This is a genomic window from Parapedobacter sp. GCM10030251 (assembly GCF_042666505.1).
Taxonomy (GTDB): domain Bacteria; phylum Bacteroidota; class Bacteroidia; order Sphingobacteriales; family Sphingobacteriaceae; genus Parapedobacter.
Window position 1 is genome coordinate 518,267 of the sequence record NZ_JBHTDN010000004.1, and the last position, 15,390, is coordinate 533,656.

Sequence of the window (15,390 nt, forward strand, 5' to 3'; positions counted from 1 at the left end):
ATACAACGTACCTGAATGGGTTAGACTCTGACGTGATTGTCGTCAGAGTCTATTCCTGTTTATGACTTTTCCCCCTACAATATCATCCAGTGCTGTATCTGGAAACCGGTTACTGGTAAAAAAAGACAGCAACAAAACAGTTTAAATAGTTAAACTAAATTCTTATTCCCTTGGCAAACAAAAGTATTCAAAACGAAAGAGTAAATTTTGCAAGCAGTAAAAAGGTGATTGATTATCCCGATTTTCTGGATGTGCAATTGGAATCTTTCAAGGAGTTTTTTCAGCTTGAAACAACTTCAGACAACCGCCACCAGGAAGGGCTGTTTAAGGTTTTTTCCGAAAACTTTCCCATTTCTGATTCAAGGAACATTTTCGTGCTTGAGTTTTTGGATTATTTCATTGATCCGCCGCGCTATGGTATCCAGGAGTGTATCGAGCGTGGACTGACTTACAGTGTCCCGCTCAAGGCAAAACTCCGTCTGTCATGTAACGATGAAGAGCATGAAGATTTCGAAACCATCGTTCAAGACGTATATTTGGGAACTATACCGTACATGACCCCAAAGGGGACTTTTGTTATTAACGGCGCAGAGCGTGTAATCGTATCGCAACTACACCGCTCACCGGGTGTGTTTTTCGGTCAAAGCCGTCACACCAATGGCACCAAACTTTACTCGGCAAGGGTCATCCCGTTCAAGGGATCATGGATCGAATTCGCTACAGACGTAAACAACGTCATGTATGCGTATATAGATCGTAAAAAGAAGTTCCCCGTCACTACCCTTTTACGTGCCATCGGATACGATTCAGACAAAGACATTTTGGAATTGTTCGAATTGGCCGATGAGGTAAAAGTAAGCAAGTCGGGGCTTAAAAAATACGTAGGCCGTAAACTGGCCGCACGGGTGTTGAAAAAGTGGATTGAGGATTTTGTCGACGAGGATACGGGAGAAGTCGTGTCCATCGACCGTAATGAGGTCGTGTTGGAGCGCGAAACCATCTTGGAAGACGAACACATCGACCTCATTATCGACGCAGGGGTAAAATCGATTATCCTTACCAAAGAAGATACAGCCAATGCAGCGGACTATTCCATCATCTACAACACCCTGCAGAAGGATACTTCTAACTCGGAAAAAGAGGCTGTGGAGCATATTTATCGCCAATTGCGAAATGCAGAACCGCCTGATGAGGAAACCGCGCGCGGCATTATAGAACGATTGTTCTTTTCCGATAAGCGATACGACCTCGGCGACGTAGGACGTTACCGAATTAACCGCAAATTGCAATTAGATACGCCGGATGAAATTAAAGTGCTTACACGTGAGGATATCATTGCGATTGTGAAGTACTTGATTAATTTGATCAATTCGAAAGCCGAAGTTGACGATATCGACCACTTGTCCAACCGTCGCGTGCGTACAGTGGGCGAACAACTGTATTCGCAGTTTGGCGTTGGATTGTCTCGTATGGCACGTACCATTCGTGAACGGATGAACATTCGTGATAACGAAGTGTTTACGCCGACTGATTTGATCAATGCTCGGACATTGTCATCCGTTATCAATTCGTTCTTCGGCACAAACCAGTTGTCGCAGTTCATGGATCAGACGAACCCGTTGGCTGAAATTACCCATAAACGTAGGTTGTCTGCCCTCGGACCCGGTGGTCTGTCGCGTGAGCGTGCGGGCTTTGAGGTTCGCGACGTTCACTATACCCACTATGGAAGGCTGTGTACAATCGAAACGCCTGAAGGACCGAATATCGGATTGATTTCATCACTCTGCGTGCATGCCAAGATTAACAATCTTGGATTTATCGAGACGCCATATCGGCGGGTAGAAGAAGGACGGGTCGTAGTAGAAGAGCCGGTCGTCTACCTATCTGCGGAGGATGAGGATGGCAAAACCATCGCTCAGGCCAACGCGGAGTATGATGATAAAGGTAATTTTATTACGCCTAGGGTGAAGGCGCGTTACGAGGGTGACTTTCCGGTAATTGAACCTGAAAAGCTGGATTTGATGGACATTGCGCCCAACCAGATTACTTCTATCGCAGCGTCGTTAATTCCATTCCTGGAACACGATGACGCCAACCGTGCGCTCATGGGATCCAACATGCAACGCCAGGCTGTGCCGTTGCTGCGTCCGGAAGCTCCTATTGTAGGTACGGGATTGGAAGGCCGCGTAGCGCGTGACTCACGTACCCTTATCAATGCGGAAGCAGATGGTGTGGTGGAATATGTAGATGCAAATGAAATCAAAATCCGTTATGATCGAAGCGAGGACGAACGACTCGTGTCATTTGACGACGACATAAAGACCTATAAGCTTATCAAATTCAAGAAAACGAACCAAAGCACCTGTATCAATTTGAAGCCGATCGTAAAGAAAGGCCAGAAGGTTGAGAAGGGCCAGGTTCTTTGCGAAGGTTATGCCACGCAGGACGGGGAATTAGCTTTGGGGCGAAACTTGAAAGTTGCGTTCATGCCCTGGCAGGGATTCAATTTTGAGGACGCCATTGTGATTTCTGAGCGTGTGGTAAGCCAGGATATCTTTACGTCACTGCATATAGAGGAATTTGAGTTGGAGGTCCGCGACACCAAACGTGGAGAAGAGGAACTGACCGCGGATATCCCGAACGTATCGGAAGAAGCTACCAAAGACCTGGATGAAAATGGTATCATTCGGATTGGTGCTGAAGTGCGTGAAGGTGATATCCTGATCGGTAAAATCACACCCAAGGGTGAATCAGATCCATCGCCGGAAGAGAAGCTTCTTCGTGCTATTTTCGGTGATAAAGCCGGTGACGTAAAAGACGCATCGCTGAAAACCCCGCCTTCCATCAACGGTGTGGTGATAGACACTAAACTGTTTTCACGGGCGAAGAAGATGGCCAAGGAGGAAGAGAAAAGGGCGCTTGATCAGCTGGATACCCAACATGCAAAAGCCTTGAAAACATTGAAAGACAAACTGGTCGATAAACTGTTTGCCATTGTCAACGGTAAGACGTCCCAAGGTGTCTACAATGTCTATAAGGAATTGTTGGTTCCAAAGGGTGCGAAATTTACGCAAAAAATCCTATCCGACTTGGAGTACAACAATATCAATCCGGCCGGATGGACTACTGATGACGATAAAAACGAATTGATCAAACAAGCTCTGCACTTCTATAACATCAAGTTGAACGAAGAGCTGGGTGCTTATAAACGGGATAAATTCGCGATCAGTGTAGGGGATGAGCTGCCTTCGGGTATTGTGCAGATGGCCAAAGTATTTATCGCGAAGAAGCGCAAATTGAAAGTGGGTGATAAGATGGCCGGTCGTCACGGTAACAAAGGCATCGTTGCACGGATTGTCCGTGACGAAGATATGCCTTTCTTGGAAGACGGTACGCCGGTAGATATCGTACTAAACCCACTCGGTGTGCCTTCACGGATGAACCTAGGGCAGATTTATGAGACGGTACTGGGTTGGGCTGGTCAAAAGCTAGGCGTTAAGTTTGCAACACCGATTTTTGACGGTGCCTCAACCGAAGAAGTAGAGGAATGGGTAGCCAAAGCTGAATTACCTGAGTCGGGCCGGACTTACCTTTTCAACGGATTGACAGGTGAACGCTTCGATCAACCGACTACGGTAGGTGTGATTTATATGCTGAAGCTGGGTCACATGGTGGACGATAAGATGCACGCCCGTTCTATCGGTCCGTACTCGCTTATCACGCAGCAACCGCTCGGCGGTAAAGCACAGTTCGGTGGACAGCGTTTCGGTGAGATGGAGGTGTGGGCATTGGAGGCATTCGGTGCTTCGAACATCCTTCAGGAAATCCTGACGGTCAAATCGGATGACGTGGTAGGCCGAGCCAAAACGTATGAGTCGATTGTGAAAGGCAATAACCTGCCAACTCCATCAGTGCCTGAATCCTTCAACGTACTCGTACACGAGCTGCGCGGCTTAGGACTGGATATCACGTTGGATTAATTGAGCATATCGCGTTAACTTTAGAAACGAAAGTATGTCTTACAAGAAAGATAATAAAATAAAAAGCAACTTCACTTCGATTACCATCAGCTTGGCTTCTCCGGAAACCATTCTTGAGCGCTCCAGCGGTGAAGTGGTCAAACCCGAAACCATCAATTATCGGACGTATAAGCCCGAACGTGACGGATTGTTTTGCGAGCGCATTTTTGGTCCCGTGAAAGATTATGAATGCCATTGCGGTAAATACAAGCGCATCCGTTACAAGGGGATCGTCTGCGATCGCTGCGGTGTAGAGGTAACTGAGAAGAAGGTACGCCGGGAACGCATGGGCCACATTAGCTTGGTAGTTCCTGTTGCGCATATCTGGTACTTCCGCTCGTTGCCAAACAAAATCGGCTACCTGCTGGGGCTGCCCACCAAGAAGCTCGATATGATTATTTATTACGAGCGTTACGTGGTCATTCAGGCGGGTGTGAAGGAGGAGGACGGTATTAACTATATGGACTTCCTCACTGAGGAAGAATACCTCGACATTCTGGATACGTTACCCAAGGAAAATCAGTTCCTTGACGATACGGATCCGCAGAAGTTTATTGCCAGAATGGGCGCTGAAGCGTTGGAAGAACTGTTGAAGCGGCTTGACCTCGACCAGCTTTCTTACGACCTGCGCCATCAAGCAGCTAACGAAACTTCTCAGCAACGCAAGAATGAGGCATTGAAGCGCTTGCAGGTAGTGGAGGCGTTCCGTGGGTCAAGAGATCGCATCGAGAACCGTCCGGAATGGATGATTGTGAAGATCGTACCGATTATTCCGCCGGAACTCCGTCCGTTGGTGCCGCTGGAAGGTGGCCGTTTTGCTACTTCCGACCTGAATGATTTATACCGTCGGGTGATTATCCGTAATAACCGGTTAAAGAGGTTGATGGAAATCAAGGCACCTGAAGTGATCCTTCGTAACGAAAAGCGGATGTTGCAGGAGGCAGTAGATTCCCTGTTTGACAATTCCCGTAAGGTGAATGCTGTGAAGACAGAAGGGAACCGGGCACTGAAATCCCTTTCGGATATCCTGAAAGGAAAACAGGGACGTTTCCGTCAGAACCTTTTGGGTAAACGGGTGGACTATTCAGCGCGTTCGGTCATTGTCGTGGGTCCAAACCTGAAATTGCACGAATGCGGTCTGCCGAAAGACATGGCGGCCGAACTATATAAGCCGTTTATCATCCGAAAGATGATCGAGCGGGGTATCGTGAAAACGGTGAAGTCCGCAAAGAAGATTGTAGATCGTAAAGACCCGGTCGTGTGGGATATCCTTGAAAACGTATTGAAAGGCCATCCTGTGCTACTCAACCGGGCACCAACATTGCACCGACTGGGTATCCAGGCCTTTCAACCAACGCTGGTGGAAGGTAAGGCTATCCAATTGCACCCGTTGGTATGTACGGCATTCAACGCCGACTTCGACGGTGACCAGATGGCTGTGCACCTGCCCTTGGGCAATGCGGCCATTTTGGAAGCTCAAATCCTTATGCTTGCTTCGCATAATATTCTCAACCCAGCAAATGGCACCCCGATCACGGTACCTTCGCAAGACATGGTATTGGGGCTTTATTACACAACGAAAGGACGTAAGTCTGACGAAACCCGTGTGATGAAAGGGGAAGGCATGACCTTTTACTCTGCGGAAGAGGTTATTATTGCACATAACGAAAAGCGGATCGATCTGCATGCCTTCATCAAGGTGAAGACCAAAGTAAGGGGTAAAGATGGAAATATCGAGGAACGTATCATCGAGACCACGGTCGGACGGGTACTGTTCAACCAGGTCGTCCCTGAGGAAATCGGATACGTGAACGAACTGTTGACCAAGAAATCCCTAAGGGATATTATCGGTGAAGTAGTGAAAATCACGGGTATGGCGCGTGCCGCTAAGTTCCTCGACGATATCAAGGAACTCGGCTTCCAGATGGCGTTCAAGGGCGGACTTTCGTTCAACCTGCAGGATTTGAACATTCCGGATGCTAAGGCCGACTTGATTGATCAGGCTACGAAGGAAGTAGAAGAGGTAATGAATAACTATAACATGGGCTTCATTACCAATAACGAACGGTATAACCAAATTATCGATATCTGGACGCGCATCAACAACCGGTTGACGGCGAACGTGATGGAGATTCTTTCGACGGATAATCAAGGGTTCAACTCGGTGTACATGATGTTGGATTCAGGCGCTCGGGGTTCAAAAGAACAAATCCGTCAGCTCTGCGGCATGCGGGGATTGATGGCTAAACCTCAAAAGTCTGGTTCTTCCGGTGGAGAAATTATCGAAAACCCGATCCTTTCGAACTTTAAGGAAGGTTTGTCGGTATTGGAGTACTTCATTTCTACACACGGGGCTCGTAAAGGTCTTGCGGATACGGCGCTGAAAACGGCCGACGCAGGTTATCTGACCCGCCGTTTGCACGACGTAGCTCAGGATATGATTGTGGTCGACGAAGATTGCGGCGGTTTGCGGGGTGTGTATACAACGGCACTGAAAGATAACGAGGATATCATCGAGCCTTTATATGACCGGATTCTCGGACGTGTATCCCTGCACGATGTATATGATCCGCTAAGTGGCGATTTATTGGTGGCTGCCGATCAGGATATCGATGAGGAAGTAGCGGCAAAAATCGAAGCTTCGGCCGTCGAAGGCCTTGAAATCCGTTCGGTGTTGACCTGCGAAAGCAAACGAGGTGTCTGCGCACTTTGCTACGGCCGGAACCTAGCTACCGGCAAGCGGGTGCAAAAAGGTGAGGCCGTCGGTGTTATCGCAGCCCAATCCATCGGTGAGCCAGGTACGCAGCTTACGCTTCGTACATTCCACGTGGGTGGTACTGCATCCAACATTGCTGCTGAATCGCAGATATCGGCCAAATTTGACGGTATCATTGAACTTGAGAACATCCGGTCTGTGCCCCATGAAGGGGAGGAAGGACCTGACCAGGTGGTGATTGGCCGTTCCGGTGAGGTGCGGATCATTGATCCGGAATCCCGGAAAGTGTTGATGACGAACAATATCCCGTATGGTTCCTATCTATATGTCAATGCGGGTGATAAGGTGACAAGGGGACAGCGCATATGCTCTTGGGACCCGTACAACGCCGTGATTATTTCGGAATTTGGTGGCAAGGTAGAATTTGAATCCATTATCGAAGGTGTAACATTCCGCGAGGAATCTGATGAACAGACCGGGCACCGTGAAAAAGTGATCATCGATACCCGCGACAAGACGAAGAACCCTGCCATCAAAATCTTAGATAGCAAAGGGGCGGTAATCCGTACCTATAATATTCCTGTGGGAGCTCACGTTTCGGTTAACGATAACATTACGGTAAAAGAAGGTGTTATTCTTGCCAAGATACCGCGTTCGACAGGTAAAACGAGAGACATTACCGGTGGTCTGCCGCGTGTTACGGAGTTGTTTGAAGCCCGTAACCCTTCAAATCCAGCTGTTGTGACAGAAATTGATGGCGTGGTAAGCTTGGGTGGTGTGAAGCGCGGTAACCGTGAGATTTCCATTGAATCACGGGACGGACAAATCAAAAAGTACTTGGTGCCACTGTCTAAGCACATTCTTGTGCAGGATAATGACTTCGTGAAAGCAGGTATGCCGCTCTCCGATGGATCCATTTCTCCGGCCGACATTCTGGCTATCAAAGGACCTTCGGCCGTACAGGAATATCTTGTAAACGGTATACAGGAAGTTTATCGCCTACAGGGCGTGAAGATCAACGATAAGCACTTCGAGACCATCGTGCATCAAATGATGCAGAAAGTGGAGATTGAAGATCCGGGTGATACTCGCTTCCTGGAAAAAGAAGCTGTCAACAAATGGGATTTCATGGAGGAAAACGATGCCATCTATGATAAAAAGGTGGTCGTGGATGCAGGGGATTCCAACGAGTTGAAGCCGGGTCAGATTGTGTCATTGCGAAAATTACGGGATGTCAATTCTGGCCTGAAACGCCGCGATTTGAAGCTGGTGGAGGTTCGTGATGCTATCCCGGCTACTTCCAGCCCATTGCTGCAAGGGATTACCCGTGCGTCTTTGGGTACAAAATCGTTTATTTCTGCGGCGTCCTTCCAGGAGACCACGAAGGTCCTCAACGAAGCTGCCATCGCCGGAAAGCGCGACGATCTGCTGGGCTTGAAGGAAAACGTGATCGTTGGACACTTAATTCCATCTGGAACCGGTCTACGCGACTACGAACGCATCATCGTAGGCTCGCAAGAAGAGTACGATCAGCTGATTGCTTCGAAAGAGGAAGATTAGGTAGTGACCGGTGGTCAGTAGTCAGTAATAGAAGTCGGCAATCACCGATAAATTCATAAAGACCGTCGGGTACGTATGTGCCTGACGGTTTTTTGTTTTTATATCCAACATCTCGAGTCCATATCTCAAGCCACATATCTCGAATCTATCTCGTATCTTTGCGATCATTATGGGCACCTTACTTGACATCGGACAGAAACCTTATAACCATTATGGTGCGTATTTACGTGCTAAATACGATGGTAAGCGGGTGTTCAAAATCATTGTGGACGGCAATTTTACCTGCCCGAACCGGGATGGAAGCAAAGGGTACGGAGGTTGTGCCTATTGTAACGTGGATTCGTTTACCCCCGATTCTGCGCGTAAATTGCCTACGATACGCGAACAGGTTGAGGAAGGGATCCAACGAGCGGTAAAGGGTTACGGAGCGGAAAAATTTGTGATTTATTTTCAGCCAAATACTAACACATATGCGCCCGCACATTACCTGAAGGCCATGTACGACGAGGCATTACAGGTCGCGCCCGAACATGTGGTCGGATTGTCCGTCGGGACGCGGCCGGATTGCATCGACTTCGAGAAGGTCGCCCTACTTGAAAGCTACGCTGACCGTTACGACGTAGACCTGGAAATGGGGATGGAATCGATTTATAACGACACGCTCAACCGGATTAACCGAGGGTGCTCACACGAGGAATTGGAAACTGCGCTTGGATTGGTGAAGAATAGCCCGTTGGATATATGTGTGCATACCATCTTCGGGTTCCCTTGGGAGACGCAGGAAATGATGTTGCGATATGCCAATGAGATTAATCGCTTCCCGCAGATTAAATTTGTGAAGTTGCATCATCTCCATATTGTCGAGGGGTCCATTATGGGAGTCCAATATAAGCGGAATCCGTTTCACGTGTTCAGCTTGGAGGAATATGCCGATTTCCTTTGCGAGTTTATCCCGCTGTTGCGACCTGATATCGTCATACAGCGCCTCTTCGGACTCGCCGATCAGGATTTGCTCATTGCCCCGAATTGGGGTAAAGGAAAGTCAGCGATCCAGACATATATTGATAAGGAATTGGAGCGAAGAGGCGCTTACCAAGGATCTAAGTTCACTCCTCAATAATTGCCCGTAAATCTGCCGGAGAATACCGGACGGATTTAAGCGTTTTACGGTCTTCAGTGCGATAAACCAAAAATAAACCGTCCTGCTTTTCGTAAAAACACGGGGTATTTCGCTCTTCGGTGTAATAGCGAACGGTTTCTTCTGCCTCCTCCTGTGTTTTACAAGCTTTGCTCATATTGGACCGCTGTACCTCATCAAATAACGCGCTGAATTTATCAGCTAGACCGAATTCCAATACGGCCCCGGATAAAACATACTGAATGTCGCAAAGTGCATCGGCAACCTCGACGATGTCTTTGTTCGCGATCGCCTCTTCGAGCTCTTTTAATTCTTCAGCGATCAGCGATATCCGCAGTCGACACCGTTCCTCGTCGGGAATAGTGGGCTTTTCGAGTATGGGATGTTTGAATGTCCTGTGGAATTCGGAGACGGAAGTCAGTGATTTCGGGTCAGTCATTTTCTAATGGAAAATTGGAAATTGAAAGTTATTTAATGAAGTGCTTGAGCTGGATGATTTCTTTTTCTTCCAAATATCGCCAGCGACCGCGGGGAAGGTCTTTTTTGGTAAGATTGGCATAAACTACCCGATCCAATTTGATCACATCATAGCCCAGATGCTCAAAAATGCGCCTTACAATCCGGTTTTTACCACTATGGATCTGGATTCCTATTTCTCGTTTGCTTCCGCCTTGCACATAGCTTACGGCATCTGGTTTAATTGGACCATCTTCCAATTCTACACCGAAGGCGATTTTATTGAGGTCACCTTGTGTAAGGTTTTTGTCCAGTTCCACGTTATATATTTTGACGATGTTATTGCGTGGATGCGAAAGTTTTTCGGCTAGATTGCCATCGTTGGTAAGCAACAGCAACCCAGTTGTATTGCGGTCTAATCGCCCTACTGGATAAATCCGTTCCTTTGATGCCTTAGCTACCAAATGCATAACCGTGCGCCGTTCTTGCGGGTCATCGGTGGTGGTAATGTAATCCTTGGGTTTATTAAGAAGTACATATACCATTTTCTCGCGTTTAAGGCGTTCACCATTGTAACGTACTTCGTCCTTGGATGGATCGACCTTTACACCCAATTCGGTGACAACCTCCCCGTTTACGGTAATGACGCCTGCCTCAATCAATTCATCCGCCTTTCGTCTCGAACACACACCGGCGTTCGCGATGTATCGGTTGAGCCGGATCAGACCATCGTCTTCAGGATTCGGCTTAAATGTCTTAGGGACAAACTCAGTCCGTTCGCGCTTTTTCTTTGACGGATCGTACGGGCGAGTGCCAAACGGACGTTTTTCACCTTTGTATGGCGGCCTCTCGCTGTTGTATGAACGTTTTTCTCCACTTTTTCCATACGCTTTTTCACGATTGGGATTGAAGGGCTTTTGCTCTCCGTCTGATCGCCGATCCCGGTAATCGGTTGATTTTCTTGCTGCGTCCCTGCCATCGTTTTTGGATGTATTATGGCTCCGGTGTTTGTGGTCGCTTTGCTTTGAAAAACCTGAAGTTGATTTGCCGGGGCGTTTGGATTTGTCGTCACGACTGTTCCTTTTGTTACTAAATGGCATGATTTTACCCTAAAAAAATGTGAACTGCAAAGGTAGTCAAAAATATGGTTTTACAGGCGATAGCCCTTGTTTTTTACATAAAATTAGCAGTCTGGATTGCGTTAATTAATGTTAAAAAACCAAGGGATCTTATGTAACTGTTTGTATATTAACATCATAATTTTTACTTTTGCAGTCAACTTTTTGGATCAAGTAATGCACGGCCTTATTTATTGCTTTGCCATGCGTTACAGAAAAGGTACTGAATGATAAAAAAACAACTGCTCTGTTGCAGTGCGGTTTTATTACTGGTGTTGCTTTCAAAATTGTATTCATACAATTTGGTAGCCAATACAGAAACACCCAACGCACTGCCGCATGACTCTCTATCCCAAGGAGAACTGTTGCTAGAAGATATCTCAAATATCCGCAACACCTCGTATTTTGCATCGCTTAATTTTGCGGATGAAACCTTGCCATTGGGCGACAAGCGCATTGAGAAGAAGATGCTGAAACACCTAAAAGAATACTCGTATGCGAAGCGACGATCCCACCTCTTGCATCATAAGGCATTGAGGGCTTTACCGAGGGTAGCCGCCATCTTACGCCAGCACGGAGTTCCAGAGGATTTCAAATACATCCCCTTGGTGGAAAGCGGCTTCAGAAGTGGTACGACGTCACACCGAGGAGCTTCGGGGTATTGGCAGTTTATGCCCAATACGGCAAAGGCGTTTGGATTGCGGGTGGATAGCCTTGCGGACGAACGCCAAAACATCGAGAAATCGACGATTGCGGCTGCGAGGTACCTAAAAGCATTATATAGGGAGTTTAATAGTTGGACACTGGTAGCAGCAGCGTTTAATATCGGCGAGGGCAACTTGCTACGCGCGATTGATCGCCAAAATGAAGACAACTATTTCCGTTTGAAGCTCAACCGTGAAACGGGCAGCTATGTATACAAACTGATTTCAGTAAAAGAAATCATTGAACATCCGAACCGGCACGGCTATCGAACGAAAACGTTATTGGCTGACGCGGCCGACTACGATGCGCCAGCTTCCCATGGGTTGTAAGACGACTTACTACCTGAGGTCCACGATTTCCATGCCGGGATAATTCGTTTGCTTAAATGTAAAAGCATCGGCAGCGATCGAGGGATTAGCCGTTGTATTTTTTAGAACGTAAGTGTATTTAACCCCACTTTTGTCAAATATGGTTACGTCATGTATCAGATTGGAAGACTGGTTGATGCGTAGCTTAATTTTGAAATAGGGGGTTTGCGTGTCTTCGGGCGACAGTTCGACTACCGTCAACGGAGTTCCGCCGGAGCGTTCGTCAGGAGCAGACACATACTTGTATCCTTTGGTATAAAACGAAAAGATAGTCGACGGAGATATTGTTTCCGACGAATTGTCGACTTCCGTTACCTGCACTTCCTGTTCTTCCTTAAGGACCATCCATTGCGTTTTCCCATCGCTGATTATGTCTTGACGGTCAGTCGTTATGCGATATTTGCCGGTAGCGACTTCCATGGAGAGCGTGCCGGATTCCGTATAGTTGCTTGCTTGCTGGGGCTGTTGAACGGTCAGGGTAAAGTTCGCCCGAAGCGTTTTGTATCCCTGATACGTTTGAGTCACTTTGTTCAGTTTGGACTTTGCAGCGGCATCTGTCTGTGCATAAGCCTGTGTGACAAATACGGAGAAGGATAGCAGCAGCGACGAGCAGATAATTGCTGTTTTCATCTTTTATGCATCTTTCTTTAACCCATCCAAAAACTGTTCCAATGAATATTCGTCAGGAAAGAGCACTTCCCGTGCTTTGCTACCCTCGAATGGCCCCACAATGCCCGCGGCTTCCAATTGGTCAATAATCCGACCGGCGCGGTTGTATCCGAGTTTTAGTTTACGCTGGATAAGCGAGGTAGAGCCTTGTTGATGCAGTACAACGAGGCGGGCTGCGTCTTCAAACATGGAGTCGCGATCCCGCATATCGAAATCTTCGATGCCTCCTTCCCCATCTTCGCCAACATATTCCGGCAATAACATGGCGGATGGATAACCGCGTTGGCCACCAATAAAATCGGATATTTCTTCCACTTCAGGGGTGTCCACAAATGCACATTGGATCCGAATCAGATCGCTTCCGGTAGCCAGCAACATGTCGCCACGTCCGATTAGCTGATCGGCTCCGCCTGAATCGAGGATGGTACGAGAATCTACTTTTGATAATACCCTGAATGCCAGACGGGCGGGGAAATTGGCTTTGATGGTGCCGGTAATGATGTTTACGGATGGGCGTTGTGTGGCGATGACCAAATGGATACCTACGGCACGGGCCAACTGTGCCAGCCGCGCAATGGGGGTTTCCACTTCCTTCCCCGCCGTCATCATCAGATCGGCAAACTCGTCGACGATGAGTACGATAAATGGCAGATAACGATGCCCTTCTTCAGGATTGAGCCGCCGGTTGATGAATTTGGCATTATACTCTTTCAGGTTTCGCACTTGCGCATTTTTTAGCAGGTCATAGCGAGCATCCATTTCGATGCAAAGGGAATTGAGTGTGTTGATTACCTTTTTCGTATCGGTGATGATCGCGTCCTCTTCCCCGGGCAATTTTGCCAGAAAGTGGCGTTCAACTTTCTTAAATAGCGATAACTCGACCTTTTTTGGGTCTACTAATACAAATTTAAGCTCTGCGGGGTGTTTCTTGTAAAGCAAGGATGTAAGGATCGCATTGATGCCGACCGACTTGCCCTGCCCGGTGGCCCCAGCTACCAGCAAGTGGGGCATTTTTGCAAGATCCGCAATATAAACCTCGTTGGATATGGTCCTTCCGAGCGCAATCGGCAGATCCATATCCGTGTGTTGAAATTTTTCAGTGGCCAAAACCGATCGCATTGAAACCATTTCGGGATGGCTATTGGGCACTTCGATCCCTATGGTTCCCTTACCCGGCATGGGCGCAATGATACGGATACCTAATGCCGCTAAACTCAGTGCAATATCGTCTTCCAAATTTTTGATTTTGGAAATGCGGACACCAGGTTTTGGAATAATTTCGTAAAGCGTGACTGTTGGTCCGATCGTAGCTTTAATTTTGGCAATTTCAATGTTATAATTGCCCAGGGTGTCGACGATTTTATCTTTATTTGCCTCCAACTCGTGGTTGTTGACGGTGATTTTGCCTGAACCGTAATCACGCAGTAAATCCAGCGTTGGGTATTGGTAACTGGATAGGTCCAATTTGGGATCGTACTGGCCTACCTTTTCCACCAATTCATCGGCTGTGCTCGGTTTTTCTTCCTTTATGGGAGATACGGTCAGTGGTGGAGTGATCAACTCGTTTTTAGGTTTCTCCCCCGATGTTTCGATTGAAAAATCGAATCCGTCTTTCACTACTTCCGACTTCGCTTCTTCCGACTTCGCTTTCGGAGGTACGGTTAGATTCTGCTGGATTTTTTCGGTGTCGTTAATCGGATTCGCGGGCGTTTTCATCTGGTTGGAAGCCTGGGTTTCATCTTCGACCAGCTCCTTGTTTCTATTCAGCCGGAATTCCACCGGATCAATCCGATACTCCGATTCATGAATATACCGTTCTTCATCGCGAGATACGTTGGCCGATTCTCTTCCCAAGGGTTGGGAAGTGGCCGGCTGCTGGCTTTTATTGCCGAACTTGAAGTCGAAATTGAAGAACACGATCAGCACTGTCAATAGGGTGAAAATCAACAAGCCACCCACACCCGGTACACCGATTTGTGCGCCAAGCAGTTTATTGGACCAAAATCCGAATTCTCCTTCCAGAAAGTGGGGATAATCAGTTATGAATCCGTGGATAAACCCAAGTGCAACCGATAAAAAGATGATAATAAAAGTTGCATATCCCAAGGTCTTCCAAATAGAAAGAATTTTTATTTTAAATAATAACCTGTATCCGATGATGAACAGGATACCGACAAAAATAAAGGACGCGATGCCAAACCACTTATAGATAAACTGATGGGCAAGCAATGCCCCAAATTTTCCCATCCAGTTTTGTACTACCGGCGGTTCAATGCCTGCCAAGGCAAACTCTTCACGGGTTTTGAACAGTGTATTCCATCCGCCGTTGGCCGCTGAAACATAGCTTTGATCCTCTTTCCAAGTAAATAAGTAAGAAATAAATGCGATAAGAAAATACACCGATAAGATTAGCAGGAACAGACCTATTATTTTTATCAATTTACTTCCCAGTGCACTACCGGATGGCGCATTGGATCTCGGCTTACGCTCACTTTTTTTGCGTAAAGACGGTTTGCCTTCCGTATCGTGCTGTATGTTTTTTCTGAATGAGTTTCCTTTTCCCGACATCTAAACGATACGTTATGTTTGAGACAAACTTACGGATTTTTTACGGAGGTTGTAGCATTCTGTTTATGATGTC

8 protein-coding genes are annotated in these 15,390 nt (G+C 47.2%); 4 read left to right on the forward strand and 4 right to left on the reverse strand.

Translation table 11 applies throughout. The annotated features are described in order from the left end of the window. The first annotated feature begins 170 nt into the window (after positions 1 to 170). From rpoB to ACFQRK_RS14475, 3 genes are all read left to right on the forward strand, one after another. Positions 171 to 3,980, forward strand: coding sequence for a DNA-directed RNA polymerase subunit beta (rpoB, locus tag ACFQRK_RS14465; RefSeq protein ID WP_379007875.1), 3,810 nt, complete (start codon positions 171 to 173; stop codon positions 3,978 to 3,980). Positions 3,981 to 4,014: 34 nt separating this feature from the next. Beyond that, positions 4,015 to 8,295, forward strand: coding sequence for a DNA-directed RNA polymerase subunit beta' (rpoC, locus tag ACFQRK_RS14470; protein WP_379007877.1), 4,281 nt, complete (start codon positions 4,015 to 4,017; stop codon positions 8,293 to 8,295). 169 nt (positions 8,296 to 8,464) lie between these two features. Beyond that, on the forward strand, positions 8,465 to 9,415 hold the full coding sequence (locus ACFQRK_RS14475) for a TIGR01212 family radical SAM protein (protein WP_379007879.1): 951 nt from the start codon (positions 8,465 to 8,467) through the stop codon (positions 9,413 to 9,415). Here the strand turns inward: ACFQRK_RS14475 and ACFQRK_RS14480 are convergent. Then, positions 9,402 to 9,872 (reverse strand): hypothetical protein, encoded by a 471-nt coding sequence (locus ACFQRK_RS14480; protein ID WP_379007881.1) that lies wholly within the window; start codon positions 9,870 to 9,872, stop codon positions 9,402 to 9,404. The two genes, ACFQRK_RS14475 and ACFQRK_RS14480, sit on opposite strands and share 14 nt — an antisense overlap. A 28-nt stretch (positions 9,873 to 9,900) precedes the next feature. Then, entirely contained in the window at positions 9,901 to 10,989 is a 1,089-nt protein-coding gene (locus ACFQRK_RS14485; RefSeq protein WP_379007882.1) for a pseudouridine synthase, read from the reverse strand. Between the two features lie 245 nt (positions 10,990 to 11,234). Between ACFQRK_RS14485 and ACFQRK_RS14490 the strand changes: the two genes are divergently transcribed. Continuing rightward, on the forward strand, positions 11,235 to 12,041 hold the full coding sequence (locus tag ACFQRK_RS14490; RefSeq protein ID WP_379007884.1) for a lytic transglycosylase domain-containing protein: 807 nt from the start codon (positions 11,235 to 11,237) through the stop codon (positions 12,039 to 12,041). Between the two features lie 9 nt (positions 12,042 to 12,050). Here ACFQRK_RS14490 and ACFQRK_RS14495 read toward each other — a convergent pair whose 3' ends face one another. Both ACFQRK_RS14495 and ACFQRK_RS14500 read right to left on the reverse strand, forming a co-directional pair. Next, complete coding sequence (locus ACFQRK_RS14495) at positions 12,051 to 12,710, reverse strand: outer membrane lipoprotein carrier protein LolA (RefSeq protein ID WP_379007886.1); 660 nt, start codon at positions 12,708 to 12,710, stop codon at positions 12,051 to 12,053. 3 nt (positions 12,711 to 12,713) lie between these two features. Beyond that, a complete protein-coding gene (locus ACFQRK_RS14500; RefSeq protein ID WP_379007888.1) occupies positions 12,714 to 15,317 on the reverse strand; it encodes a DNA translocase FtsK 4TM domain-containing protein in 2,604 nt (867 codons plus the stop codon). Between the last annotated feature and the right edge of the window lie 73 nt (positions 15,318 to 15,390).

Coding starts and splice junctions, on each gene's coding strand:
- rpoC (WP_379007877.1), top strand. CDS start 4,015: ATGTCTTACAAGAAAGATAATAAAATAAAAAGCAACTTCACTTCGATT.
- ACFQRK_RS14485 (WP_379007882.1), bottom strand. CDS start 10,989: ATGCCATTTAGTAACAAAAGGAACAGTCGTGACGACAAATCCAAACGC.
- ACFQRK_RS14480 (WP_379007881.1), bottom strand. CDS start 9,872: ATGACTGACCCGAAATCACTGACTTCCGTCTCCGAATTCCACAGGACA.
- ACFQRK_RS14495 (WP_379007886.1), bottom strand. CDS start 12,710: ATGAAAACAGCAATTATCTGCTCGTCGCTGCTGCTATCCTTCTCCGTA.
- ACFQRK_RS14475 (WP_379007879.1), top strand. CDS start 8,465: ATGGGCACCTTACTTGACATCGGACAGAAACCTTATAACCATTATGGT.
- ACFQRK_RS14490 (WP_379007884.1), top strand. CDS start 11,235: ATGATAAAAAAACAACTGCTCTGTTGCAGTGCGGTTTTATTACTGGTG.
- ACFQRK_RS14500 (WP_379007888.1), bottom strand. CDS start 15,317: ATGTCGGGAAAAGGAAACTCATTCAGAAAAAACATACAGCACGATACG.